The sequence below is a fragment of the Saccharopolyspora galaxeae genome, from assembly GCF_016526145.1.
In the GTDB taxonomy this organism is placed as follows: Bacteria; Actinomycetota; Actinomycetes; order Mycobacteriales; family Pseudonocardiaceae; genus Saccharopolyspora_C; species Saccharopolyspora_C galaxeae.
This window is the reverse complement of sequence record NZ_JADDUE010000007.1, coordinates 360,286-384,845: the sequence shown is the minus strand read 5'-3', so window position 1 is coordinate 384,845 and position 24,560 is coordinate 360,286. Positions and strand designations below refer to the sequence as shown.

Genomic DNA, 24,560 nt, shown 5'->3' with positions numbered 1-24,560 from the left:
ACCGCGGCTCTGGCGGTCTGGAACGTGCACTACAACTACCATCGGCCACACACTGCCGCCGGAGATCAGCCACCAGCATCCCGGCTCTCCACCGGCGTCACCAACGTCATGGCCTCATACAACTAGCCCCGAGATTCAAACGTTCACACGTTCACCCCATGATGTGAACCGACGATTCGACGCGCTAAGTCGCCACTCACGCAGGTCCGCCATTGCACACCGTGACGCCATGACAAACAGAACAACACCCGCTCTTCCTGCTATCGACGCGCAGTCTCCCGGAGAACCGCGCCCGGAAACTCGAGCCGTGATTTACCTGCGGGTGTCATCGAACCGGCAGGTCGGACGGGACTACGACCCCGAAGGCATCTCGATCCCCGCCCAACGCGAAGCCTGTCATCGCAAGGCCGAACAACTCGGACTGGCAGTGGTGGACGAATACGTCGAGCCCGGCCGGTCGGCCACGGAGATGACCAAGCGCGCCGCATTCCAGCGGATGCTCGCCCGCATCCACGATGTCGGCGACATCGACCACGTGATCGTCTACAAGCTCTCCCGGCTGGCGCGTAACCGCGTTGACGACGCACTCGTCATGGCCGACCTACGACAACGCGGTATTGCGCTGATCTCGGCGACCGAGTCCGTCGACAACACCCCGGTCGGCCAACTGATGCACGGCATCCTCGCCACCTTCAACGAGTACCAGTCCCGCGAATCCGGCACCGACATCGCCTGCAAGATGGGCCAAAAAGCCCGCAATGGCGGCACCATCGGCCGTGCCCCGCTCGGCTACCTCAACCACACCGACCACACCCACGGCCGCGAAATCCGCACCATCATCCTCGACCCCGAACGCGCGCCCCTCGTCCGGCTGGGCTTTGAACTCTTCGCCACCGGCAGCCTCAGCCTCGACCAGCTCTCCCAACAGCTCTACCAGCAAGGTCTGCGCACCCGCCCCACAGCGCGATACCCGGCGCAGCGGATATCTATCAGCAAACTCTCCCGGATGCTGCGCGACCGCTACTACCTCGGCTACATCAGCTACCACGGCACGCAACTCCCCGGCCGTCACCAACCCCTAATCGACGAGCCCCTGTTCGACCGCGTTCAGGCCATCATCGACACCCGCGCCACGCCCGGAAAGCGGCGACGTATACACCACCACTACCTCAAAGGCACCCTCTACTGCGGACACTGCCACCAGGCAGGCACAGCAGGCCGGATGATCATTCAGCACACGATCACCCGACGCGGCGACCAATACACCTACTTCTTCTGCCGGAACCGACAACAAAGGACTTGCTCAGCCCCTTACGTGAAGGTCGCCGTCGCCGAACGCGCCGTCAAGCGCTACTACGCCACCATCACCCGACCCCAGCTCGACGACGCCCTGTCCGCGCCCGACAGCGTCGACGCCGACATCGACACGGCCCTTGCCCCTGTCCAGATCTACGAGCGCTGCACCACCGACGAGCGGCGACATCACCGGTTACGAACCACCAGACGGCGATACACCGGTGCGAGCCACACCAGCCACACCAGCCACAACACCTTAGGGGACTACAACACCGAAACAGGCCCTGACCAGCAAAAACCCTCCCGACCAGACACTGGCCGGGAGGGTTGCTCTGCCATCAAAAGTGCTGGTCAAAGCACCAAAATCGAATTTCCGGTGGAGCTGACGGGATTCGAACCCGTGACCCCTTGACTGCCAGTGGTGCATGCGCAAGCGCGCCACCTGCACAAACGGAGTAACCGCTGCTAGGACGGCGGAGTTCGCCGCAGCATCAAGCAGTCCAACCCAGTTCAATGCCACCACACTCCTCCCAATTTCCTCCCAAAGGACAGCGTCAAAACCCCACGATGCCAAGGAAAACGTGCACTACGTCCGTAGCCGGTGTTGCACCCCCTCGGACGCTCCTGCTCATCAGCTAGTGCGGGAGAAGCGGCGGGCGGCCAACAGCACTGTGGCTACTCCGATCAGGGCGATGATGGTGAGCGCCGAGGTGGTCCACCTGGGCCTGCGTCCTGGACAGAAGGAAACGCGACCACCTCGGTTGGCGGTGATGGTAATCCGGCGCAGGCCGCGCGCATCCGTGCAGCGCGGGAGCACCTCGTAGCTCATGCTGGAAGCGGTCCGGGCAGCGAGAGCACGGCGAGGTTTCGGCCGGTCCCACCAGTATCCGCCGGACGTAGGAGGGGTCTCCAGCGGGATGGGGCAGCACATGATCACGACGCTCGCCGAGCAGGACGAGTTGACGTTCGCGCCCGGCTTCTTCGAAGGCATCAGTCGCGGTGTCGGTGCGATCCTGCTCTACGCGTTCGTCGGCCTCGCGCTGATGATCATCGGCTTCTACGCCATCGACGTGACCACACCGGGCCGGTTGGGCCACTTGGTACGGGAAGGAGCGCCCAACGCGGTCGTGGTGACCGCGCTGGGGCTGGTGAGCATGGCGCTGATCGTCGTGGTGGCGATTTACTCCACCTCCGACCGCCTGCTCGAAGGACTGCTCACATCGATGATCTTCGGCCTGGTCGGAATCGCCGTGCAGGTCCTCGCAGTCCGGCTACTCGAAAAGATCATTGGCATCGACATCGGCCACGTCCTACAGGCCGAGCGGTTCTCCCCGGTCAGCCTGATCGTCGGAGCCGGACACTTCGCCCTGGGACTCGTAGTCGCCATCGCGGTGAGCTGAACGCCGGTAGAGCGCTCGACCAGCCTGTGACGAGCCAGTACGACTCGTCAGGCCCGAGGCCCGAGGCCCGAGACACTGACCGCGCCTTCGGTCACCAACTCGGTGAGCAGGTCAGGACGGAGCTCCTTCTCATGCTGACGCCGCTTACTGCGGCTGACACTCGGCCTTCGGCGAGGGAATGTTAGCCACGAGGTTGGCGGCCCGCGCGATCACGGACTCCTGGTGCGCTCGGGGTTCCGTCTGGCCCGGCCCCCAGCCGCTCGCCGTGCGTGGCCGGGCCGAAGTTCCTTAGCTATCCCATTCCGAGCCTCCTATCGTGGGCAGTACTCGCGTAAGGCAGGAGCTGAAGGGATCCGCCGAGCGCGTAGGGGCAGGTCACCGAGCCGACTAAAAGTCCGCATCGTTCTCTCACGCCTTGTTGAGGATGAACGTTACTGCCGGCCGATTTCAAGTATCCGCGCGAAAGAGGAAAATTATGCGCGTCAAGAGCATTTTCCGCTTCGGCTCCGGCGGCTGGGGCTGGGGCCACGGCGGCGGCTGGGGCTGGGGCTCTGGCTGGGGCTGGGGCTGGTACCGCGGCGGCTGGGGCCGCTGGGGTGGCTGGGGCTGGGGAAGATGGGGCAAGTAGCCCTAATACTTCCTTCGCCTAACCGGCATTAGGTCAAGCTACGGAATATTCTGCATTGCTGAGGTGGCTCTCATCCGCCTGGTTTCCCCCTTCCATTTGCGGATGAGAGCTACTCTGCGGACAGGCTGGTTCAAGTCGCTTAGCAACGTCGCCGCGGTGACCTGCCTGCATTGGGGCCAACTCCCCATACCAGATGCTCGGGAGGTCGCTGTATGCGAACTAAATGATGTCTCGTAACTGATCTTGTGGTTGGTGTGGTGCGGGGTTGCTTCAGCCGGTGAGGGCGAGGTTGCGGAGATGGGCGATTCCGGAGGCGGTGTCGGCGAGGGTGGCCGCGGCGAGTCGGTAGTCGCGGAGGATTTTCCAGGTCTTCATGCCTGCCAGGGCGTGCTCGACGCGGGCGCGGATCTGGCGGTGCTCGCCGTTGATTTTTTCCTGCCATGGCGGCAAATCGTGGTCGCCAGGGTGATTCCGGTAGGGCATGATCACCCCATGGTTGCCGCGGTAGCCGCCGTCGGCCATCACCGGGCGAGCAGCCAATTTCTGGTCCATGCCGGATTCCCGGTAGGCGGTGGTGTCGTTGCGGTTGCCGGGTTGCGGCTCGCTGGTGGCGATGACCAGGCGACTGTCAGCATCGATCGCGACCTGCAGGTTCGTGGAGTACCGGTAGTTCTTCGACGGCGCGGCCACTCGCCGGTCGCGGGTGGGTACCAGGGTGCCGTCCACGATCGCGACCTGATCGGTGCGGCGCTTGCGCACCGGGGCCAGCGCCAGCAACGGGCCGAGGGAGTCGATCACACGGTGGGCAGCCGCGTGCGAGATTCCGAACAGCGGGCCGATCTGGCGCATCGTCAGGTTCGTGCGCCAGTACACCGCCACCAGCAACACCCGGTCCTCCAGCCGCAGCCTCCACTGCCGACCCGGACGTCCATCCGCGATCGCCTCCCCACCACGGGCAGCGACCGTGCCCACCAGCTTCCGGAACTGCCGTGGTTCCAACCCCGTGAACGGGGCAATCCACTCCGACCCAGCCGCCGAGATCACCTGCATCCACCCATGATCAACGATCAGCACACGACCACAACCACCGGGTTACGAGACAACGTTTAGTCCACGGACGGCTCGGTCGAGCCAAGCCAACGAGATCCGGCTCGCTGGTGACTTCACCCAGTACGTGATCGCGGACCGAGCTTGCGGGAGCGTGTTCGCACCGGTGCCGGCAGGTGGGCCTACGCTGGACCTCGATGATGACTTCGCGCAGGATGACCCTGCTCATGATCCGAACGCTCGTGTTCTTCGTGGCGGCTCTCGTCGTCGCCAGCTGGTTCGGCTGGTCATGGGTGAGCGGGTTCGCGGTCATCCTCACCGGAGCGGCCACGGCAATCCAGGCGGTCGGCGCGGTGTGGTTGCGCAGGACTGAACAAGCAACGAGCCCGACTTCGGGAGCGTCCACCGAGAAGATGTGAGGCGATTCGGGACCTCGACCCGCGCTGCCGGGCCGGTAGATCAGCACATAGCTGCTTGGAACAGGCAAGCGTATCCGGAACCGAACTCTGTCGATATCGCTGCGAGAACGAATGGCATGACGACTCCGCCGATGGCCACAAGCAGGGGCACGCCGTTCCCGGCGCGATGCGCGTTCGGAGCCACATGCAGCAGTCGGGTAACGCGAGCTGAGGTGGCTGTTCCTGCAGCGCTGAGTGTTCGTGCGGGGCTCGTTGACGCGGGGGCGCCGAGCTCAAGAAGCGCTTCAGCGAGCGTGAGCGGATCGGTGCGCCGCGAGGCGGCGTCGTCGGCCAGAAATTCGACCAGACGGCCCACCGCATCAGCGGCCTGCCGGGCGGCGGGCAATCGCGGCAGCAACCGCGCAGGCACGGCCCCCAGCGCTACGAGCACGGCGTGTCGACCTCGCAGGTGCGCGCGTTCGTGGGCGAGTACCGCCTGATACTGCGACGGTGATAGCCGAGCAAGGGCCCCCTCGGTGAACACGATTCGCCCGTTTCGCCCCGGAACGCAGTACGCGACCGGACGGTCATCGTTGAGCACGACGATGCCATGACCGCGTTCGGTGGCGCCGAGCAGGCGCAACGCATGCGCGTGCTCGCAGCGGGTCCGGAAGACGCCCCACCACTGCCGGCCGAGCACGTAGGCCAGGCGGACAAAGCCGAGCAACGTTCCCGCGAGACTGAACCCAACCAGAACAGCTGCGGGAAAGCCGGCGGCTCCTGTCAGAGCACTCCGACACAGGGCGAGCGCACGGTAAAGCTCTTCGAACGAACCGGGCACATGCAGGCACAGGCTCACAACAGCGATCGCCACTGCCAGCACGAGCGACCACGACACGGACAGCCATGCAGCCACCCCCCACGACGGGACTCGTTCGGTCCACAGTGCGCGACGAAGCGCCGGCGCGACGAGCACGGCGAGCACCGCAGCGTAAGCCACCAGCAGCAGGGAGGTGATCATGCGGTGTCGTCCCGGTGCCGCTTCGCCTGCTCGATGACGTCTCGGAGCTGGTCGACCTCACCGGAATCCATGGTCTCGACGAAGCGCAGCAGCGCCGCCCCGCGATCCGAACTCGACGCAAGCGCTTGGTCCATGAGCTGGGCGGTGTAGGCGTCGCGGCTCAACGTCGGCGAGTAGCGGTAGGCGCGACCGTGCTTGGCGCGGTCCAGCCAGCCCTTGCGGTAGAGGATGTCCATCACCGTCTGCACGGTGGTGTAGGCCGCCGACCGGTCGCGCTGCAGGGCGTCGACGACCACTCGCACCGTCAATGGCTCCGTTGCCGACCAGACCTGATCCATGATCGCAGCTTCGAGCTCGCCGAAGCGATGCACTCGATCTCCTCCCGCTGGCCTTTCGAGTCCGAGACTAGCCCGCGCTCCGCAGTAACAGGCAGACCGGGGATCAGCCAGGTGGTTCGGCAGCAGTCCTGCGTGGTGGCCGTGAACCGGAGCGATCTGTTGCCGAAGCGAAGGACGCCGCCGGGTACGCCCACACGACGGGGTCCTGCATGCCGAACAACAGTCGCCGGGCTCCACTGCGGCCCACCCTCTCGGCTCGCCTGCCAACAGCGGGGTCCGCTTTCAGTATCCGTAGCGACATGGGCCACCCGTAGTCCCCATGACCATGCGCGGCACTGATCCGCGACGCCCCAACCCACCCTAGCAACGAATCTACTAAGTAGTTTAGGTTTTGGGTTGGATCTGCCGCCGCACGCTCCGGAGAAGCTACATGGCCAGCTCTGTTGTCGAAGTCGATGCGCAACCGTTGAGCAAGCATTGCGTGCAGCCGTGGGAACGACGGGAACACGCGTGCTTGGGGATCAGCCCGTTCAACAGCTACTTCTCGACAGCGCGCATCACCGCGTTGGTCGAGTGGGCACAGGCGCGCTTCGCGCGCGTGCATCTGTTCGTCCCGGATCAAGCCGCTGCATACACGCTGGAAGCGCTGGGCTACTCCCCGGAGCGGGCGGCGCACAAGGCCCACCGCCAGGCGCGGTATCTGCGCAACAAGATCGAGCGCGCGCTGGAGTCGGCAGGGGCACCCGCCGGGCACGACCTCGTGCTCGACACACAGGCCGTCGAGGGCAACGAGCGCTACCGCGCGCTGCGCGAGCAAGCCCGCACGTGGTTCGAGACCGATCCCGTGATCAGACGCGCCTGCCTCGACGCGTCTCACTGGGTGCTGGCATCACGAACCCGCACAACAGCGCCGACCGAGGACCAGCTCCACGCGGCGGCCCGCTATTTCCTCGCGGAGCTCCCGTTCTTCCTGGACACGCCCGGCATTGTCGGCACGGACTCCTCGGTGTTCTGCTACCACCAACCTCCGGAGTTCTTGCGCACCCTCTACGAACGCAAGCTTCCCTGCCCTGTCCACCCAGGCCAGGGCTTCGCCACTGTCATGACGACGCCCTGAGCTCCGCGGAAGCGCCGCCCCCGACGTATTCACCGCGGCCGTGGGCATCCGCGGCCCCTAATACAGCCCGCAGCTGGGTACGACCTAAGTGAGCACCGAATGAGAGGTGGATGACGATGATGGGTGACATGTATCCGGCGATGGGCCTGTGGATGGCGCTGTGGGGCCTGATTTCCTTGGCGATCCTGATCCTCATCGTGGTCGCGATCGTTTGGCTGGTCCGCGCGATGACCCGTCCGAACACTCGCGCGACAGAGCGTCAGGACCACGCCGAGGAGGTTCTCCGCCGCCGCTATGCCGCCGGCGAGATCGACGAAGAGGAATACGAGCGGCGCCGGAGCACGCTCCGCGGACAGTAGCCGACATGCGCTCCCAGCCGGAGATCGACCCGGTCAGCAGGTCCCGAACGGTTTCCCCCGGGTAAGGGTGCACCGGTAGTGGCGACACCCGACGTACCAGTCTGGGAGGCTAGCGCGAAGGCACGAGGATCTTGGTCGACGCCCTGTCGAAGGTTGCGTTGGCCTGGGCACGCAAGCCGGACAGAGCTCCCCCCTACGCGCTGACCTCGAACGAAATAGCGTCCACGAAACACACACTTTGCTAATTCAAGTTTTGCGCCCAGGCACTCCACAGCTGCAGCGATAGCGCCCGAAAGTCGGCGAGGTTAAGCTGCGTCCCCCACCGAGTGACAAAACTCGACCCCGAACCGGAGACGGTTACGAGTGGGCTACAGTGACAGCATGTTGAAGGCGCTGGCCCGGGTGCGCGTCACTCTTGTGCTGCTCGCGCTGTCGTCTTTCTTGGTGTGCGCGCTGCCGCCGCATCATTCACCGTTCCAGCAGGTGTCGAGCGTCGGTCAGGGCATCGAACACTCGTCCCACCCTTCGCCGGACGACCACATGCACGGCTCCGTCGAATCGACGGCCGTCGAGTTGGCGGGTTCAGGCGAACATGATCACGAGTCATACCCGGTTTGGGTGTGCGACGGTGAAAGTCCGCAGGTCATGGGGATGGGGCATGGCACGCTGACGAAACTCCACGCGGATGCCGCGTCCCTGTTCGCAGCCGCACTGGTCATACTTGCCGGGTTCGCCGGGATGCTCCCCGCGCTCCGTTTCTGTCACCGGCCAAGATCGCCTGTTCACCGCCTTTCCGGGTTTCCCCTTCTCCTCTTCCTCGGCGTGTCGCGGACCTGACAGCCCGATCAGGGTTATTCCTCGGACGATCTCTCCCTGAGATTTTCCTGAGAGTTCGGCCCTGACATTCTCAGCGTTATTTAACGCTGCGAGAAGCACGCGCCGCACGACACCGCAGCCTCGCGCGCAATTCGCTTCTCGTTCACTTGCCGCAATGGCGGCATCTCACACTTCCGCGAAACGACACGCTCTGACCCCCGCGCGCCCTTGCCGCGGAGAGCCGGGAGGTACTCATGACATACGACTCTGTCCTGAACTGCGTCGGTTCGACCCCGCTCGTGCGGTTGCAACGGTGCTTTCCACTGCCCGACGTCGAGGTCCTGGCCAAACTGGAGATGCTCAACCCGTGCGGGAGCATGAAGGACCGTCCCGCTCGCCACATCGTCGAGCAGGGCGTTCGGGAAGGCACCTTGCGACCCGGGATGCGCATCGTGGAAAGCACGTCGGGCAACCTCGGCGTCGCGCTCGCGGTCACCGCACGGATGCACAGCCTGTCGTTCACAGCCGTGGTCGACCCGAACACCTCGCCGACGAACCTGCGGCTGCTGGAACTGTTCGGGGCCGACATCGACATGGTCACCGAGCAGGACTCCGCGGGCGGCTACCTGCACACACGGGTGGACCGCGCGCGCGGCCACGCCGAGGCCGCCCCCGACGTGGTGTGGATCAACCAATACGCCAACGAGCGCAACTGGCGCGCCTACTACGAGACCGTCGGAGTCGAGATTCTCCGCGAGGTCGATGGCCCGATCGACTACCTGGTCGGGCCGGTCTCGACGACGGGATCCTTGCACGGCACGGCCCGCCGGCTGCGGGAGGTCCATCCCGAGCTGAAGACGGTGGCCGTGGACGCGGTGGGGTCGGTGATCTTCGGTACTCCACCGAGCAAGCGGCGGATCCCCGGTTTCGGCGCCAGCCGGGTTCCCGAGATCTTCAACGAGGCGGAGATCGACGAGGTCTTCCACATCGCCGATGCCGCCTCCGCCGCAGGCTGCCGTCGACTGGCCGAAACCGAGGGCATCCTGGCCGGCGGCTCCTCCGGTGCGGTCATCTCCGCGATGGGCGATTTCCTCAACGGGGTCGGCGGCCCGGCCAGGGTCGTCGCCCTGCTTCCCGATCGGGGCGAGCGCTACCTCGACTCCGTCTACGACGACTCGTGGGTGGACCAGGTCAAGAGCGACGACGACGCCCCCACTGACGTGGCGGCGGCCCCATGAGCACGGCCCCCGGTCTCCATCGCAGGAACCTGGCGCTGTTGTGGGCGAGCCAATTCATCAACACCGCCGGGTTGATGATGCTCGTTCCGATCATGCCGTTCTACGTCCAGAGCCTGGGCATGCAGGGCATGGCCGCCGTGCAAACCTGGTCCGGGGCCGCGATCGCCGCACCGGCGCTCGCGTTGACCGTGGCGACCCCGCTATGGGGCCGCCTCGGCGACCGGATCGGGCGCCACTGGATGGTGGTGCGCGCCCTGGCCGGGCTGGCCACCGCGATGGTCGTCATGGCTACGGCGGCGAATCCGATCGTGCTCATTCTCGGACGGCTGCTGCAGGGCGGCCTCGGTGGCGTGGTGGAAGCCGCTCAGGCTTTCGCCAGCGCGGCCGGACCACAAGGCAGGCGCGGCTCTTCGTTGGGCAAATCCTTCAGCGCGACCGCTGCCGGCTCGTTGACCGGACCGCTCTTGGGCGGACTGCTGGTCGGCGCCGGCCAGCTCAACGCCTTGATGCTCACCATCGCCGCGCTGGCCGTCCTCCTCGCCGTCGCGTGCGCTGCGGGGCTCCGCGAGGAACCCGCCATCAAGCACTCCACCCCGGCAACAACGCCGACGGCTTCCGACAACGGCGCGAGCCGAATCGGGTTCATGCATGTTCCGGGAGCGATTCCGCTGGCAGTAGCGGCGGTGGCCGTCTACCTCGGCGTCTACGGCTTGATCCCCGTCTTCGCTGCGCACGTGCAGCAGACCTTCGCCAACAGCCAAGCCGAGCTGTGGGTCGGCGTCTTCCACTCGCTCACCTGGGGTGCCACCCTGATCGCCTCGTTCTGGTGGGGTCGGCACAACGACCAGGCCGAGCGTCCGCTACGTGCCCTGGCCTGGGCGTCCGCCGGCTGCGCGGTCAGCATCGCCGCGCAAGCACTCCCGGTGGGCACCGCAGGATTGATCGGCCTGCGCCTGTTGCAAGGAGCCTGTTTCGCTGCACTGGCCCAGTCGTTGTTCTTCCACGTCAGCCGACACGCCCCGCCGCAACGTCGAAGCAGCTACGTCGGCACGGCCAACAGCTTCCTGCTCATCGGGCAATCCGCCGGACCGCTGCTGGCGGGGCCCATGGCCGTGGTCTTCCCGACACCGATCTCGATCGCACTGCTCGGGGCCTCCTGCGCAGTCGCCGGCGTGTGCTGCCTGCGCGCCAGCTCAGCCGAGTCCGCCGCCGTCCACAACGACGAACACACCCTCACCACCGACACCCTGCCTCGGCTGCCCACCAGCATGAGCGGAACTCTTGATCTGCCTTCCGAACAGACCCCTGCCCGACCTCGCGTATTCGGCTGACGGCGCGCAATCAGCCAGCACCCGCCCACGGTCACACAGCGACCGGCCGTGACCTGGCCTCGGCCCATCAAGACCGCCCAACCCCACACCCGAATCGGAGAACCACCATGGCAATCCCCCGCCGCCACCTGTTCGCCACCATGGGAGCACTGGCTTCAGTCGCAGGCGCAACCTCGGCCTGCGCCGCAACACCGCGGACCGAATTGGCCTCGATGACGCTTCCCCAAGGGAAAGATCCCGCTCAAACCGCCGCAGACGAAAGCTTCTGGAAGTCGGTCGCGCAGCAGTACACGCTCACTGACGACTTCGTCAACTTGGAAAACGGGTACTACGGCATCATGCCCGACCCTGTTCGGCGGGCTTTCCACAACAACGTTGACCGGTTGAACGAGCAGAACTCGCACCTGCTGCGCAAAACGTACAAACCCGAATCCGAACAGATCCGGGAACGGATCGCCTCGCTGGTCGGGGCCCGCACGGAAGAGATCGCACTCACGCAGAGCGGCACCGAAGCGCTGCAAAACCTCATCTCGGGCTACAACCAGCTTCACCCAGGAGACTCGGTCATGTACGCCGACCTGGACTACCCGGACATGGTCGATGCCATGGATTGGCTGCGCGACAGGCGCGGGGTCGAGGTCGTTCCCATCGCGCTGCCCGAACCGGCGACACAGCAAGCCGTTCTCGACACCTACGCCGCAGCGCTGCGCAACCACCCGACCGTCAAACTTCTTCTCTTGTCCCATGTCAACAACCGGACGGGACTCGCCACCCCCGCCCGCGAGATCATCGCCATGGCACGCGCCCATGGCGTGGACGTCATCCTCGACGCGGCGCACTCGTGGGGGCAATTGGACTTCACCATCAACGACCTCGACGCCGACTTCGCCGGATTTTCCCTGCACAAGTGGATCGGAGCCCCGTTGGGCACGGGGTTCCTCTACATCAGGCGGACACGACTCGACGCGATCGACCGCACATTCGCCGACGAATCCCATCCCGAAACCGACATCCGCTCAAGGGTCGTCTCAGGGACCCGCGACGTCGCAGGCATGTTATCGGTACCCACCGCATTGGACTTTCATCAGGCGCTGGGCAGTACGGTCAAGCAGGCGCGGCTGCGGTATCTTCGCGACCGCTGGGTCTCGGCCGTCGCCGACCGCACCGACATTCAGATCCTCACTCCCCAAGAGCCGTCGATGTACGGCGCCATCACCAGCTTCCGCATCGCCGGACGGACGAGCAAAGAAGACAACGAGGCCATCGCCAAGTACCTGTTCGACAAACACAGAATCTTCACCGTCGCGCGGGAAGGCCCCGCTCGCGGTAGTTGCGTGCGCGTGACCCCCGCGCTGTTCACCACGCTCGATCACGTCGACCGCTTCGGATCGGCCCTGCGCGAGACAGCCGACCGGTTCCGCACATGAACACGGGCGGCCCCGCCCCGGCGCTTGCCTGACCCGAGCCGTGCAGCCCCGCCTCCATGCGCGAAGCGGCGGGGCTGCACACATGCTGCTTCGACGGATGGTCGGCGGCACTGGGAATCGACTCGGGGCAGTGTTCTATCCGTGCGTTCGTTCGGCCAGTGGCATCCCGCTTCGTAGTTACGCGGTGTAGGCGCCAAGCTCGGCACCGCCCTCGCGCCCAGCGTGACGAGCATGACGGCACGCGCGCCGTTGCGATTTGTACCACCGCATCGCCGTTACCCGCGGTCGCTCGAACACATCGCGGAAGGAAGCTTGCACGACACGGTGGCGCGGTGAGCCGACCGAGCGCTTCTTTCCGAGAAGACGCCGTTCCACGCCGCTACTTCGCGGCGTGATGAGTCCCATGCCGGTAGCCGATCCCGAACCGGCTTTGGCTAGAGTGGGGGCCATGCGGAGAGCAATCAGCCCCCAACGCGGGCGCACCGCGTTCCTGGCGATGTTTGCTCTTTCAGCTTTCCTGCTGTGCATCCTTCCGCTGCACCACTCGCATGTGACGGCAGCGGCACTGTCGGGCCCGGAGAGCGTTTCTGCGGCCACGGCCCAGCCAATGGCGCCGGGACAAACCGGTGATTCCGCGTCGGCGTCGAGCACACCGCAGGATGGCCACTCCGAGCACCACCACCACTCGGCGCCGGTGTGTCACGCCACGAGCACGCACTTCGTGGACGTGGTGAAGCCGCTGCAGGGCATGTTCCCGGGGCTTCCTGCGGCACTGCTGGTCGCTGCGGTGGGCGCCACGCTTCTTGATAGGCAGGCACGTGCTCGGTGGTGGTCCACGCGACCACCTGGTCGCCTTTCCGGTTTTTCGTTGTTGCTCACCCTCGGTGTGTCGCGAACCTGATTCACGTTTCGCAGGCTGATGCCTTCCTGAACTCAGGCTGAACATTTCCTGATCGGCATCGTTTCCTGTTCTTCGGTCCGCCGACGTTTTCGCTGATAGCGGCCGCGTGCAGCGCGGTGTGCGGCGGAGTTCCTTCTTTGTTCACCGTCCGCCCGGCGATGGCGGTCGGTCTCGTTGACGTGGATACGGCGGCGCCCGTGCGTGGCGCGGCCGGGAGGTTGTTGTGGCATACGAATCTGTTCTGGACGCTGTCGGTTCGACCCCACTGGTGCGGTTGCGGCGCTGCTTTCCGCACCGCGACGTGGAGGTGTTGGCCAAGCTCGAGATGCTCAATCCGTGCGGAAGCATGAAGGATCGGCCTGCGCGCTACATCGTTGAGCAGGGCGTGCGCGACGGCGCACTGCGACCGGGGATGCGACTGGTGGAAAGCACCTCGGGCAACCTCGGAGTGGCCTTGGCCGTGGCCGCCCGGATGCACGGGCTGGCGTTCACCGCGGTGGTCGATCCCAACACCTCCGCGACGAACTTGCGGCTGTTGGATCTGTTCGGCGCCGACGTGGACATGGTGACCGAGCCCGACGAGGCGGGTGGCTACCTGCACACCCGCGTGCGTCGTGCCCAGAGCTACGCCGAAACCGACCCCGAGGTGGTCTGGATCAACCAGTACGCCAACGAGCGCAACTGGAAGGCGTACTACGACACGGTCGGCACCGAGCTGCTGCAGCAGGTGCACGGGCCGATCGACTACCTGGTCGGGCCGGTGTCCACGACCGGTTCGCTGCAAGGCACCGCCCGGCGACTGCGCGAGTCGCACCCCGAGCTGCGGGTCGTGGCCGTTGATGCGGTGGGCTCGGTGATCTTCGGTAGTCCGCCGCAGAAGCGGCGCATCCCCGGGTTCGGTGCCAGTCGCGTACCGGAGATCTTCAACCCGGCCGAGATCGACGAGGTCGTCCACGTCGCGGATCTGGCGTCGACCTCGGGCTGCCGGAGGTTGGTCGAAACCGAAGGAATCTTGGCCGGCGGCTCCTCCGGAGCGGTCATCTCAGCGCTCGACGGCCTCATCGAACGCCTGCCCGGCCCAGCGCGGGTGGTCACGCTGCTGCCCGACCGTGGCGAACGCTACCTCGACACGGTCTACGACGACGCGTGGGCCGAGAACCTGAAGGACGAGGTTACCCGAGGCGATCTGGCGGAGGCCCCGTGAGCACTCCGGACCGTGTGCAACAACGCAACCTCGTGCTGTTGTGGGCCAGCCAGTTCATCAACACCGCGGGGTTGATGATGCTGGTGCCGATCATGCCCTTCTACGTGCAGGGCATGGGCGTGCGCGGCACCGCCGAGATCCAAACGTGGGCGGGCGTGGCGATCGCGGCGCCTGCGCTGGCGCTGACCGTGGCGACCCCGCTGTGGGGTCGCCTCGGCGACCGGATCGGGCGGCACTGGATGGTCGTGCGCGCCCTTGTCGGACTCGCCTTGTCGATGCTGGTCATGGCGGTGGCGGGCAACCCGATCATGCTGGTCGTGGGACGATTGCTGCAAGGCAGTCTCGGCGGGGTCGTCGAAGCTGCCCAAGCCTTCGCCGGAGCAGCCGGGCCGGGCAACAAGCGGGGTTCCGCGCTCGGCAAATCGTTTAGCGCCACCGCCGCCGGCTCGCTGACCGGCCCCGTGCTCGGCGGTGCCCTCATCGGCGCAGGCCAGCTCACCGTGCTCATGATCGCCATCGCGGTCATCGCGGCTCTGCTCGCGGGTGCCTGCGCACTCGGGCTCCGCGATCCTCACGCGGGCCAGTCAGAGCCGACTCCCAAGCGCCGTGCGACCACACCGCACGGGCGCTCCCGGCCGGCAGGCTTCTGGGAGGTCCCCGGCGCGGCACCGCTGGCGGTGGCCGCGGTCGCGGCCTACTTCGGCGTCTACGGACTGATCCCGGTCTTCGCCGAGCACGTGCAGCAAGGCTTTCCGCCCGGACAGGCCGGCCTGTGGGTGGGGATCTTCCAGTCCCTGACGTGGGCAGCGACGCTGATCGCCTCGTTCTGGTGGGGACGGCACAACGACCGGGCCCAACAGCCCGTCCGTGCTCTGGCCATCGCCGCAGCAGTGTGCGCGGTGAGCATCGCCGCCCAAGCGCTGCCGCTCGGCATGGCCGGGTTGGTCGTGCTGCGACTCGCGCAAGGGGCCAGCTTCGCCGCCCTGGCCCAGTCGCTGTTCTTCCACTTCAGCCGGCACGCCCCGGAGGAACGCCGCAGCGGTTACGTGGGCATGGCCAACAGCTTCCTGCTCGCGGGCCAATCAGCCGGCCCACTGCTCGCAGGCCCCATGGCCATCGTCTTGCCCACCCCAGCCTCGATCGCGTTGATGGGGACGGTGTGTGCGGTGGCGAGCCTGTGCTGCCTGCGCGCACTCCGGAACGAGCACGCTCACCGGCACCGGGACGAAGCCAGGCCGCACCATCGCGACCAACCCGAAATCCGCTGTCGGATGAGCGGCGAACTCGAACCCCCGGCCGCGCGCACCCTCCCCCTCCACCCCTTACCGAGAACGCTCAGCGGCCAGCTGCCGAGTCCCACCCAACCCGCGAGTACGGCACACAGGGCTGAAAGGACCTTCGCGACTCACCCGGATCCTGGCAACCGCGCTTAGCACCACGCCGGGCCCTCAGTTCGGGACCGGTTGGCTGCTGCGGGCTTGGCCACCGCACGCGGCGAACCGCATCCTGCGCCGACGCTTGACCGCCACCTCCGGGCCCGCGCACGGACACCGTGATCGTGCTGCCGCATCAGCGTCCGGCCGTGGACGTTGACCTCCCGGGTAGTGGTTCATGCACGGCTTGCAACGAGTACCACCAGGCTGGCTGGGATCGACTCGACCGAGACTGCCGACCTCCGCTCCGCTGTCCCGCCGAACCGACCAAGGTTCGGCGGGACAGCCGCCAAAAGCCGAAGTCCTCGTCGCGTTTGCCTACGGCAGCAAGGGTCCGGCACCGAGGGGGAGCACGAGTCCTCCTGCGAGGCCGAGGGCGAGGGAGGCTGTTCCGGCGGTGTAGGCGCCGAGCGCTGCGAACCGTCCGGCCGGAACGAGCGTGTCGTGCTCGCGGTCGGGGGCGGTGAACAGAGCTGGGGCGATCCAGCGCAGGTAGTAGAAGAGGCTGGCGACGGTGTTGATGACCGCGACGACCGCCAGCCACGCGAGGTCACCGTTGATCGTGGCGGTGAACACGACGAGTTTGCCGAGGAACACCGCGGTGGGCGGGGTTCCGACCAGGCCGAGCAGGCACACGACGAGGACGGCGGCTAATCCGGGATGCCGCCTGGCCAAGCCGCGGTAGTCGGCGAGTCGTCTCGCGTCGGGGAGTTCGGCGACGACGGCGAACGCGCCGAGGTTGGTCACGGTGTAGGCGGCTAGGTAGAACAGCAGGGCGGGCAGGGCGAGACTGCTGCGGGTGGCGACCGCAACGGCCATGAGAACGTAGCCGACTTGGCTGATCGTGGAGTAGGCCAGCAGGCGGCGGACATTCTCCTGGAAGAACGCGGCGAGGTTTCCCAGTGTCATCGATGCGGTGGCCAGGATCGCGATCAACAGGGGCCAGTCGAGGCTCACCGCGGGCAGTGCCTCGACGACGAGCCGGTAGGCGGCGGCTAGGCCACCGATCTTGGGCACTGTGGTGACGAACGCGGCGACGGGTGTCGTGGCGCCGTCGGTGACGTCGGGAACCCAGAAGTGCGCGGGCACGCCGCCGATTTTGAACAGCAGCCCGGCGAGGACGGCGAGCACGCCGATCGCGACCGCGGCACGGGAGGTGTCGGGCAGTGTGCGGGCGAGCGTGGCGTAGTCGGTGGCTCCGCCGGTGCCGTAGAGGACGGTGGTCCCGGCGAGCATGAGGACGCCGAACAAGACGCCCATGAGATAGTACTTCAATGCAGCCTCGGTGCCCGGCGCATCCTTGCCGAACCCGGCCAGCGCGTACAGCGGCAAGGAAGCGAGGAGGTAGGCGGCCACGAGCAGCAGCAGGTCGAGTGCGCCGACGAGCATGATCGTGCCGAGTGCGCCCAGTTGCACCAAGGCGTAGAACTCGGTTTCCCGATGGTGGGAGTCGACGGTGTCGATCGACAAACACAGCGTGAGCAGGGTGGCGGCCAGCACGATGAATCGGGCCGCGTTGGTGGCGGTGTCGACGGCGAAGCTGTCACCGAAGACCGTTTCGGGGGCTGTGCGCATTGCGATGACGGTGGCAACCAGGCCGACGACGCACGCGGTGCCCGCAAGCACGCGCACGAGCCACTGCCGATGCCGTGGCAGCCAGGAGCCCAGCAGCAGACCCAGCACGGCTCCGGCGACGAGCGCGAGTTCGGGGATCAGCGCGGCGGGGTTCTCGTTCATGGTCATCGGCTGACCAGACCGATCAGCGTCGTCGAGGCGGGTTCGATCACGTCGAGGAGAAACCGCGGCAGCACGCCGATGACAACGGCCAGCGCCAGCAGAGGCACGATCGCCGTGGTTTCGCTGACTCGCAGATCGGTGAACTCGCGGGCCGCGCCAGGGGAATCGGGCACCCGCAGCTCCCCGAGGAAGATCCGGTGCACGACCCGCAGGAACAGTCCGGCCGTGATCAGGATGCCGAGCAGCGCCAACGCGGTGGCCACGGTGGCTGAAGCGAGGCTTCCGGTGAAGATCTGGAACTCAGCGATGAACCCGGAGAAGCCGGGCAGGCCGAAAGAGGCGAAGGCGACCAGCGCGGTGACACCCGCGAAGACCGGTGCTGGAGCGGCCAAACCGGAGTAGGCGCCCATGTCGTAGGTGCGGCTGCGGTCGTAGAAGACCCCGGCGAGCAGGAACAGCGCGGCGGTGAGCAGACCGTGGCTGACCATCTGGGTCACCGCCCCGGTCACGGCCAACGAGCGGGCTTGCCCGTCACTCCCGGCGAGAATGCCGGCGGCACCGACAGCGAGAACGATGTAGCCCATGTGGTTGACCGAGGTGTAGGCCACCATCCGCTTGAAGTTTTCTTGGGCCAGTGCGACGAGCGCGCCGTAGAGCACCGAGACCACGCCGATGATGACGACGACCGCCGCGTAGTGCCGCCATGTTCCGGGCAGCAGCGGCATTGCGATGCGGACGAAACCGTAGGTGCCCATCTTCAGCAACACCCCGGCCAGGATCGCTGACCCGGCAGCCGGAGCGTCAGTGTGGGCCGGCGGGAGCCAGGTGTGCAGCGGCACGGTCGGGGTTTTGACCGCGAGACCGATGCTGATCGCGAGCAGCACCAGCCCGCCGAAGACACCCCTGCCCGCCAACGGGTTCGCACGGGCGAGGGCGACGAGGTCGAAGGTGTGCGGCTCGGCGGCCAGGTACAGGCCGATGAACCCCAGCAACAGCGCCAGCGAGCCGATGAAGGTGTAGAGGAAGAACTTCAACGCCGACTCGCGGGCGTTGCCGTGCCCCCACCCGGCGATGACGAAGTACATGCCCACAATGGACAGATCGAAGTAGACGAAGAACAGGATCAAATCGAGCGCGGTGAACAATCCCATGCTCACCGTCTGCAGGAAAAGGAACAGCAGCGCGAAGCTCTTGATCCGCTGCGTGTGCCGCAGCGAATGGACCGCGCAGGCCAAGAACAGCAGTGCGGTCATCGCCACCAGCGGCAGCGAGAGCCCGTCGAGACCGACGTGGTAACCGACTCCGGCGCTGGGAATCCACCGCAGATTCTCCTCATACGCGAGTCCGGTCCCGGCTTCGTAGCCGATCCAGGCCGCCACGACCAAGGCGAAATCGGCTGCGGTGATCCCGATCCAGCTCCACACGAACACCCGCCGCCCGGCCGAGGCGGGCACCGCGGCGAGGATCGCCGCGGCCGCCAGCGGCAGGAACACGATCAGCGACAGCACGGGCTACCTCACGAGGATGATCAGCAGGGCGAGCACGGCCAGCACCGTGACGGCTTGGGCGTAGTACTGGTGCAGTTGCCCGGTTTGCGGGCGCCGGGCGAGCCTTCCGAGCCGTCGGGCACCGTGGGCGAGGCCGTGCACGAGACCGTCGACGGGGATTTCCGTGCGCCGGTTGGCGAGCTCGGCCAGCCACATACCGAGTGCGGGCACGGACCGCACAGCCCGGTCGAGGATGCGGTCGTCGAAGACCGCCAGTGCGCGAGCGAGCACCATCGTGGGCCGCACGAGCAGCACCGTGGCAGCGCGCTCGAACCCGAGCCAGTCCCGTGACCATCGCCGTACTGATGCGGTGAGCGGCACCGGTCGATCTCCCCACCACCAAGCCAAAGCCGACCCGCCGACGGCGAGTGCCGCCGACAGCGCAAGCTCCCACACGCGGGGTGCGGCGGCAGGTCCCGCACCCAGCAGACCTCGCGCGCTCTCGGCCACCGACGGCAGGCCGAACACCCCCAAGACCGCAGCCAGGCCGGCCAGCACCACCAGTACCGGCCAGGCAAAGGCGGACACCTCGCGGGAGCCGGGCTGCTCCGTGTCCCACCTGGTCGCGGCGTCGGCGGGTACTGGTTGCCAGACGAACCAGACCGCTTTGACGCTGTACCCGGCGGAAACCACCGCGGCGGCCAGTCCCACCACGTACAAGCCGATCGCGTGTTCTGCCGTCGCGGCCAGCACGGCGTCCTTGGTCACCCACAGCGACAGCGGAGGCAACCCGGCCAGCGTCGCGGCAGCCAGCGCGAACGTCACGCCCACCACCGGATGGCGCCGCGCGGCACCCCGCAAGGAGGGCAGTGCCTTCGTGCCGAGCGCGGTCAGCCACGCTCCGGCGGCCAGGAACAGCGCGGACTTGGTCGCCGCGTGCGCCACCAGTTGCATCGTGCCGGCGGTGATTCCGCCGGTGCCCGCGGCCAGCACCATGAACCCGATCTGCGCACACGTCGAGGCCGCGAGCAACTGCTTGAGGTCGGTTTGCGCGACCGCGACCAGGCCCAGCGCCAGCGCGGTGCTCGCACCGCACCAGGCGACCAAGGGGCCGCCCCAACCGGAGGCGGCCAGTACCGGGTGCAGGCGGAGAAGCAGGTACGCACCAGCGGCGACCATGGTGGCCGAGTGCAGCAGCGCCGAGACCGGGCTCGGACCTTCCATGGCACGCGAAAGCCAGAAGTGGAACGGCACCTGGGCCGATTTGCCCAACGCGGCCAGCACGATCCCCACGGTGAGCACGGTCAGCCAGGGTGACCTCACCGCGGGCAGCTCCGCGAGGGCGAGCGTGCCGACACCTCCGGCGAGCGCCGCCCCGGCCGCGAGGTAGAGACCAAGATCCGCGGCGCGGGTAGTCAGAAACGCAACGTTGGCCGCGTGCACCCGGCGAGGGTCGCGCCACCAGAACCCGATCAAAGCCCAGCTCGTTGCACCCATGACCTCCCAGCCCATAAGCAGCAGGGCGAGGCCGGTGGCGGTGACCGTGACGAGCATGGCTCCCGCGAACAGCAACATCAGCCCGAAAAACCGAGCCCGCGACTCATCCCGGCCGAACTCGCCCACGGCGAAGACCAGCACCGCCAGAGTGACCACCGCGACCGTGACCACCAGGACCGCCGAAAGCCCTTCAACGGCCACACCCGCGTCCATCCCCTGCAGAAAGGGCGCGGTCGCCGCAGGGCGCACCACCGCTGCCAGCACGGCGAGCACGACCGTGATCCCCGCGCCGGCGATTCCGACTACGGGCGCGATCCGATCGCCTCGCCTACCGGTGCACGCCAGCACTGCCCCGGTGCCCAGCGGCACCGCGACCAGCAGCCATGCCAGCGCGCCCATCGGCTACTCCTTGAGATCCGCGGCCATGTCGGTCATGTCCACATCCCGGGCGCGGAAAATCGCCGTCACCACGGCGAAACCGACCGCCATCTCCACCGCCATCGCGGTGATCACCACGATGATCAGAACCTGACCGTCCGAATTGGACGGAGCGACGTAGTGCCAGAATGCCGCCGCCGCAACGGTGATGCCATTGAGCATCAGCTCCAGGCCCATCATCAGCATCACGATCGACTGCTGCGACAACGCTCCGTAGAGGCCGATGGCGAACAGCCCGGCACCGAGCAGCAGGAACAGCTCCAGGCTCACCGCCCGATCCCCCCACGCACCGGATCGTCGGCGCGGACGACGCGCAGGTCGTCGCCCCACCGGTCGTAGCGCCCCCGGTGGGTGGCCAGAACGACGGTGGCGACGATGGTGGCGAACAGCGCCACCCCCAGGGTCATCATGGTCAGCATGTGCGGGCCCATCAGCGCTTCCCCGAGCGCGACCGTCGGGTCCGGCGGCGGCATCCCAGCCCGCTGCGGCCAGTCGACGAGCACGATGCCCACCGCGAGCACGACGAAAGTCCCGACCGAGATCGCCGCGGCGCCGGTCTTGTTGTGTTCCATCGCCATCGGCATCAGCCCGGCGGGATTCATCATGTACATGACCATGAACAAGGCCATGATCACCATTTCCATGACCATCATCAACACGATCACCACGCCGAGGTAGGCCAACCCGAGCAGCACCACTTCCGCGGCCACGAACACGAACGAGGCCAGCAACGCGAACGTCACCCGCGCCATCGAGTTCAACCGAAACACCAAGAACCCGGACACCAGAGCGCCGACCGCGAACAGCCAGAACAACGCAACCGTCACCACGCACCCCTTTTCACCGCACCAGCACCACCAGCGCGACGACCAGCGCCTGCAGGACCGTCAGCGGGACCAGCACCACCCAGGCGAACTCGGCGAACCGCTCCATCCGCACCGTGGGAAACCGGCGACCGACCCACACGACCACGCCCAGCACCGCGGCAGTCTTGAGCACCGTCCACACCCAGCCCGGCAGCCAGGGCCCACCGCCTCCTCCGAGGAACAGCGGCACCGCCATCGCCACCGCGACCACCAGCAGCAACCACCGCCCACCGAGGAACACCAGCCGGTCCACACCGGAGGACTCCCCCGCCGCTCCGCCGGCGAGGTCATGCCCCAGCGGCGCGTCGAACGGGCCCCAGAACGCCATCGCCATCGCACTGAGCAGATAGACGACGAAGGCGACCGGCATCCACACCACGAACCACAACCCGGACTGGGCCTCGACGATCCCGCCCACCCGCAACGTGCCCGCACCGGTGGCCGCCGTGATCAACGCGAACATGTGCGGCAACTCGTAAGCCAACCCCTGGGCCACGAACCGGTACCCACCGACCAGGGACAGCGCCGCATTCGGGCCCCAGCCGGCCATCCACACCGCCGCCCAGGTCAGGATCTCCATCGCGTTGAACCACACGACCCCCACCGCGAGATCCGACACGGCCACCCCGCCCAGCGGCAGCACCGATCCGGCCAGCACCGCCAGGACCGGAACAAGCACCACGCCGGTGCGCCACAGCACCGCGTCAGCTGCCGCGGTCGTCCGCCTTTGCGTGATCAGCAGCCGCACCACCGCACGCAGCGGTGCGCTCAACGCCGCTGACGCCGACACCGGTCGTCCAGCCGCGCGTGCCGCCAAAGACGCATCGAAGACGAGCGCCGCGACCGCACCCGCCCCCAACAACACGGGCAGCACGAGCACGTTCCACACTGGAGCTTCAGCCATCCACCGCTCCCACGTCGACGTGGTCGAGCTCGGCGATATCCGGATCCAAACTGGCCACGATCAACCGCGCCCCGGCCAGCTCGGCCCCCTCCACCAGCCCGGAAAGCACCCCCAGAGCCGCCGCCGAACACCCGCCGGCACCGAGCCGTCCTCGTGGCCCGGAATCGGTGATGGTCAATGGCGCGCCGTCGTCGAATGCGGGCACCGATCGCTCGATCTCGGCCAGCCACGCCTGCCACCGCGCACGCACGTCACCCCCGGCACGAGATGCCATCAAGGTAGGCCCGGTCACCCCTGCGGCCTCGGCCGCCTCCGCGGGCAAGACCCCCAACCCACCGGTGAGCCACCGCAGCGTTCGCGACCGACGCAGCCACCGGACCAACCGGTGCACCAGGCGAGCGACCACCTCGGCAGGCACGCCCGCAAGCACGTCGTCGCGGGCTCGCCGCCCCCGCAGCGCCGCGTCACGCCAGCCCGCCACAGCCAGCAACCTCGCCAGGCTGTCCAGGTGCGCCGCAGCGCGGCGCCGCGCGGCCTCGCCCGCCGTGACGGCCTCACCAGAGGCTGACCGGCGCCATGGCTCGTTCCAGAAATCCGGCACGTCGCCGTAATCGCGAATCACCTCGAGCCGGGCTCTCTGCACGACATCGCCCTGCAGCGTGGTGTGCAGCACGAGACCGGCGGGCCAGTCCGGCAGCACCGGGCCGAGCGGCACATGGAGCTGATCGAGCATCAGTCCATCCCGATCCGGACCACGATCGGCCATGGGCACACCGCCCGGCATGTCCATCCCGCCGCCACCGTGCTGCTCGTGGCCCTGGGACTGGTCATCAGAACGACCGTGCTCAGCGTGGCCCGCACCATCCCGCCCACGCCGCGCCGACATTCCTTCACCAACGGGAGGCGCCTCGCCCTGGTCGGTTAGCAGGCTCGCCGCACGCTGAAGCGCGATGTCGGCCTCGGCCGCGTTGCCGACCTGCACGCGAACCCGGGGCTGCGGAACCTGGTCCCACAGCTGATCGGCGAAGCTCGTCCACTGCGGCCCCGCAGGCCCGACGACGGCCAGGACATCAGCATCCGCCGGATGGGACACCTGCACCCATCCCCATCGGCGCAGCAGTTGCTCAACCGCCAACCGAGACGCGGTACCTCCTGGAGCCTCGGCGACGAGCACCTGGGGCACCCCGGCGGCGAAGCGCCGCAACAGGGCGGTCACGCCCATCGCAACGCCCCTTCCCGCCACGCATACGCCACCCCAGCCAGCAAAATCCCCAGAAACACGAACATTTCGACGACCGCGCTCGTACCCACCGACGAGACGACCAGCGCCCACGGATACATGAACAGCATCTCCATCTCGAACGCCAGATAAATCATCGTCAGCGCATACCACCGCACGTGGAAACGCGAAAACGCATGTTCGGACGGTGCATGACCGGCCAGAAACGGCCTCACTCGGATGCTGCCCGGTCCGATCTGCACCAGCGAGGCCACGCCGTACACGCCGCTGACCACCACCACGACCACGACCAGGACCAACAGCGCCATCGCGAACCCGCTCATGCTCCACGCAGCACAAGCACGTTCGAGCCCACAGACCTCGCGCACCGCGCTTGAAGCGTCAGTGCATCACCCATCGCCACCCCCGAACAGCGAGATCACGGCTTTCCCAGCCTG

The 24,560-nt window shown here is 67.1% G+C and carries 23 protein-coding genes and 1 pseudogene; 13 read left to right on the top strand and 11 right to left on the bottom strand.

Annotated elements, in window-relative coordinates; genetic code table 11:
• The 4 genes and pseudogenes from INP57_RS18580 to INP57_RS18565 form a co-directional block, all read left to right on the top strand.
• Nucleotides 1–126, top strand: a pseudogene (locus INP57_RS18580) (IS481 family transposase); the annotation flags it as partial.
• 181 nt (nucleotides 127–307) lie between these two features.
• Nucleotides 308–1,708, top strand: a complete 1,401-nt coding sequence (locus tag INP57_RS18575) for a recombinase family protein (protein ID WP_307850156.1) — start codon at nucleotides 308–310, stop codon at nucleotides 1,706–1,708.
• Nucleotides 1,709–2,225: 517 nt separating this feature from the next.
• The gene (locus tag INP57_RS18570; protein ID WP_200071544.1) at nucleotides 2,226–2,696 is read left to right on the top strand and encodes a DUF350 domain-containing protein; all 471 of its coding nucleotides are present in this window, start codon (nucleotides 2,226–2,228) and stop codon (nucleotides 2,694–2,696) included.
• Between the two features lie 475 nt (nucleotides 2,697–3,171).
• A complete protein-coding gene (locus tag INP57_RS18565; protein WP_200071485.1) occupies nucleotides 3,172–3,324 on the top strand; it encodes a hypothetical protein in 153 nt (50 codons plus the stop codon).
• A 270-nt stretch (nucleotides 3,325–3,594) separates the two neighbouring features.
• Here the strand turns inward: INP57_RS18565 and INP57_RS18560 are convergent, their stop codons facing one another.
• The gene (locus INP57_RS18560) at nucleotides 3,595–4,374 is read right to left on the bottom strand and encodes a transposase family protein (protein WP_200071484.1); all 780 of its coding nucleotides are present in this window, start codon (nucleotides 4,372–4,374) and stop codon (nucleotides 3,595–3,597) included.
• A gap of 224 nt (nucleotides 4,375–4,598) precedes the next feature.
• Here INP57_RS18560 and INP57_RS18555 point away from each other — a divergent pair, with 224 nt between their 5' ends.
• Nucleotides 4,599–4,790 carry a hypothetical protein gene (locus INP57_RS18555; RefSeq protein WP_200071483.1) on the top strand — a complete coding sequence of 64 codons (192 nt, stop codon included), beginning with the start codon at nucleotides 4,599–4,601 and terminating at the stop codon, nucleotides 4,788–4,790.
• A gap of 40 nt (nucleotides 4,791–4,830) precedes the next feature.
• On the opposite strand, the gene INP57_RS18550 is transcribed toward INP57_RS18555, so the two are convergent.
• Together INP57_RS18550 and INP57_RS30375 are read right to left on the bottom strand one after the other, a co-directional pair.
• Nucleotides 4,831–5,790, bottom strand: coding sequence for a M56 family metallopeptidase (locus INP57_RS18550; RefSeq protein WP_200071482.1), 960 nt, complete (start codon nucleotides 5,788–5,790; stop codon nucleotides 4,831–4,833).
• Nucleotides 5,787–6,161 carry a BlaI/MecI/CopY family transcriptional regulator gene (locus INP57_RS30375; RefSeq protein ID WP_200071481.1) on the bottom strand — a complete coding sequence of 125 codons (375 nt, stop codon included), beginning with the start codon at nucleotides 6,159–6,161 and terminating at the stop codon, nucleotides 5,787–5,789. The genes INP57_RS18550 and INP57_RS30375 overlap by 4 nt, the downstream gene beginning before the upstream one ends.
• A gap of 397 nt (nucleotides 6,162–6,558) precedes the next feature.
• Here INP57_RS30375 and INP57_RS18540 point away from each other — a divergent pair, with 397 nt between their 5' ends.
• From INP57_RS18540 to INP57_RS18505, 8 genes are all read left to right on the top strand, one after another.
• Nucleotides 6,559–7,245 carry a tRNA-dependent cyclodipeptide synthase gene (locus INP57_RS18540; RefSeq protein ID WP_200071480.1) on the top strand — a complete coding sequence of 229 codons (687 nt, stop codon included), beginning with the start codon at nucleotides 6,559–6,561 and terminating at the stop codon, nucleotides 7,243–7,245.
• Between the two features lie 110 nt (nucleotides 7,246–7,355).
• Nucleotides 7,356–7,604, top strand: coding sequence for an SHOCT domain-containing protein (locus tag INP57_RS18535; protein ID WP_200071479.1), 249 nt, complete (start codon nucleotides 7,356–7,358; stop codon nucleotides 7,602–7,604).
• A gap of 381 nt (nucleotides 7,605–7,985) precedes the next feature.
• Nucleotides 7,986–8,441, top strand: coding sequence for a hypothetical protein (locus INP57_RS18530; RefSeq protein ID WP_200071478.1), 456 nt, complete (start codon nucleotides 7,986–7,988; stop codon nucleotides 8,439–8,441).
• A gap of 233 nt (nucleotides 8,442–8,674) precedes the next feature.
• The gene (gene sbnA, locus INP57_RS18525; RefSeq protein ID WP_200071477.1) at nucleotides 8,675–9,658 is read left to right on the top strand and encodes a 2,3-diaminopropionate biosynthesis protein SbnA; all 984 of its coding nucleotides are present in this window, start codon (nucleotides 8,675–8,677) and stop codon (nucleotides 9,656–9,658) included.
• Nucleotides 9,655–10,989: an MFS transporter gene (locus INP57_RS18520; RefSeq protein ID WP_200071476.1), complete on the top strand. Its 1,335-nt coding sequence runs from the start codon at nucleotides 9,655–9,657 to the stop codon at nucleotides 10,987–10,989. The genes sbnA (INP57_RS18525) and INP57_RS18520 overlap by 4 nt, the downstream gene beginning before the upstream one ends.
• A 107-nt stretch (nucleotides 10,990–11,096) precedes the next feature.
• Entirely contained in the window at nucleotides 11,097–12,416 is a 1,320-nt protein-coding gene (locus INP57_RS18515) for an aminotransferase class V-fold PLP-dependent enzyme (protein WP_200071475.1), read from the top strand.
• 1,124 nt (nucleotides 12,417–13,540) lie between these two features.
• A complete protein-coding gene (gene sbnA / locus INP57_RS18510; RefSeq protein ID WP_200071474.1) occupies nucleotides 13,541–14,521 on the top strand; it encodes a 2,3-diaminopropionate biosynthesis protein SbnA in 981 nt (326 codons plus the stop codon).
• Nucleotides 14,518–15,954 (top strand): MFS transporter, encoded by a 1,437-nt coding sequence (locus INP57_RS18505; protein ID WP_200071473.1) that lies wholly within the window; start codon nucleotides 14,518–14,520, stop codon nucleotides 15,952–15,954. The genes sbnA (INP57_RS18510) and INP57_RS18505 overlap by 4 nt, the downstream gene beginning before the upstream one ends.
• 318 nt (nucleotides 15,955–16,272) lie before the next feature.
• Here INP57_RS18505 and INP57_RS18500 read toward each other — a convergent pair whose 3' ends face one another.
• From INP57_RS18500 to INP57_RS18465, 8 genes are read right to left on the bottom strand one after another with little or no spacing between them, the layout of a single operon-like run.
• Nucleotides 16,273–17,691, bottom strand: a complete 1,419-nt coding sequence (locus INP57_RS18500) for an NADH-quinone oxidoreductase subunit N (RefSeq protein WP_200071543.1) — start codon at nucleotides 17,689–17,691, stop codon at nucleotides 16,273–16,275.
• Nucleotides 17,692–17,693: 2 nt separating this feature from the next.
• Complete coding sequence (locus INP57_RS18495) at nucleotides 17,694–19,199, bottom strand: complex I subunit 4 family protein (RefSeq protein WP_200071472.1); 1,506 nt, start codon at nucleotides 19,197–19,199, stop codon at nucleotides 17,694–17,696.
• A 3-nt stretch (nucleotides 19,200–19,202) separates the two neighbouring features.
• Nucleotides 19,203–21,074, bottom strand: a complete 1,872-nt coding sequence (locus INP57_RS18490) for an NADH-quinone oxidoreductase subunit 5 family protein (RefSeq protein ID WP_200071471.1) — start codon at nucleotides 21,072–21,074, stop codon at nucleotides 19,203–19,205.
• Nucleotides 21,075–21,077: 3 nt separating this feature from the next.
• Nucleotides 21,078–21,383 (bottom strand): NADH-quinone oxidoreductase subunit NuoK, encoded by a 306-nt coding sequence (gene nuoK, locus INP57_RS18485; RefSeq protein WP_200071470.1) that lies wholly within the window; start codon nucleotides 21,381–21,383, stop codon nucleotides 21,078–21,080.
• Nucleotides 21,380–21,943 (bottom strand): NADH-quinone oxidoreductase subunit J, encoded by a 564-nt coding sequence (locus INP57_RS18480; RefSeq protein WP_200071469.1) that lies wholly within the window; start codon nucleotides 21,941–21,943, stop codon nucleotides 21,380–21,382. Before INP57_RS18480 ends, nuoK begins: the two co-directional genes overlap by 4 nt.
• A 10-nt stretch (nucleotides 21,944–21,953) precedes the next feature.
• Nucleotides 21,954–22,883 carry an NADH-quinone oxidoreductase subunit H gene (locus INP57_RS18475; protein WP_200071468.1) on the bottom strand — a complete coding sequence of 310 codons (930 nt, stop codon included), beginning with the start codon at nucleotides 22,881–22,883 and terminating at the stop codon, nucleotides 21,954–21,956.
• Complete coding sequence (locus INP57_RS18470; RefSeq protein ID WP_200071467.1) at nucleotides 22,876–24,105, bottom strand: hypothetical protein; 1,230 nt, start codon at nucleotides 24,103–24,105, stop codon at nucleotides 22,876–22,878. Before INP57_RS18470 ends, INP57_RS18475 begins: the two co-directional genes overlap by 8 nt.
• Nucleotides 24,096–24,446 (bottom strand): NADH-quinone oxidoreductase subunit A, encoded by a 351-nt coding sequence (locus INP57_RS18465; protein WP_200071466.1) that lies wholly within the window; start codon nucleotides 24,444–24,446, stop codon nucleotides 24,096–24,098. Before INP57_RS18465 ends, INP57_RS18470 begins: the two co-directional genes overlap by 10 nt.
• Nucleotides 24,447–24,560 lie beyond the last annotated feature (114 nt).

Excerpts from the sequence above, each read along its gene's own strand:
- INP57_RS18560 (WP_200071484.1), bottom strand. The coding sequence starts at position 4,374 with ATGCAGGTGATCTCGGCGGCTGGGTCGGAGTGGATTGCCCCGTTCACG.
- INP57_RS18515 (WP_200071475.1), top strand. The coding sequence starts at position 11,097 with ATGGCAATCCCCCGCCGCCACCTGTTCGCCACCATGGGAGCACTGGCT.
- INP57_RS18470 (WP_200071467.1), bottom strand. The coding sequence starts at position 24,105 with ATGGGCGTGACCGCCCTGTTGCGGCGCTTCGCCGCCGGGGTGCCCCAG.
- INP57_RS18475 (WP_200071468.1), bottom strand. The coding sequence starts at position 22,883 with ATGGCTGAAGCTCCAGTGTGGAACGTGCTCGTGCTGCCCGTGTTGTTG.
- INP57_RS18500 (WP_200071543.1), bottom strand. The coding sequence starts at position 17,691 with ATGAACGAGAACCCCGCCGCGCTGATCCCCGAACTCGCGCTCGTCGCC.
- INP57_RS18520 (WP_200071476.1), top strand. The coding sequence starts at position 9,655 with ATGAGCACGGCCCCCGGTCTCCATCGCAGGAACCTGGCGCTGTTGTGG.
- INP57_RS18465 (WP_200071466.1), bottom strand. The coding sequence starts at position 24,446 with ATGAGCGGGTTCGCGATGGCGCTGTTGGTCCTGGTCGTGGTCGTGGTG.
- INP57_RS18540 (WP_200071480.1), top strand. The coding sequence starts at position 6,559 with ATGGCCAGCTCTGTTGTCGAAGTCGATGCGCAACCGTTGAGCAAGCAT.
- INP57_RS18555 (WP_200071483.1), top strand. The coding sequence starts at position 4,599 with ATGATCCGAACGCTCGTGTTCTTCGTGGCGGCTCTCGTCGTCGCCAGC.
- INP57_RS18565 (WP_200071485.1), top strand. The coding sequence starts at position 3,172 with ATGCGCGTCAAGAGCATTTTCCGCTTCGGCTCCGGCGGCTGGGGCTGG.
- INP57_RS18535 (WP_200071479.1), top strand. The coding sequence starts at position 7,356 with ATGACGATGATGGGTGACATGTATCCGGCGATGGGCCTGTGGATGGCG.
- INP57_RS18530 (WP_200071478.1), top strand. The coding sequence starts at position 7,986 with ATGTTGAAGGCGCTGGCCCGGGTGCGCGTCACTCTTGTGCTGCTCGCG.
- INP57_RS18490 (WP_200071471.1), bottom strand. The coding sequence starts at position 21,074 with ATGGGCGCGCTGGCATGGCTGCTGGTCGCGGTGCCGCTGGGCACCGGG.
- sbnA (WP_200071477.1), top strand. The coding sequence starts at position 8,675 with ATGACATACGACTCTGTCCTGAACTGCGTCGGTTCGACCCCGCTCGTG.
- INP57_RS18550 (WP_200071482.1), bottom strand. The coding sequence starts at position 5,790 with ATGATCACCTCCCTGCTGCTGGTGGCTTACGCTGCGGTGCTCGCCGTG.
- INP57_RS18570 (WP_200071544.1), top strand. The coding sequence starts at position 2,226 with ATGATCACGACGCTCGCCGAGCAGGACGAGTTGACGTTCGCGCCCGGC.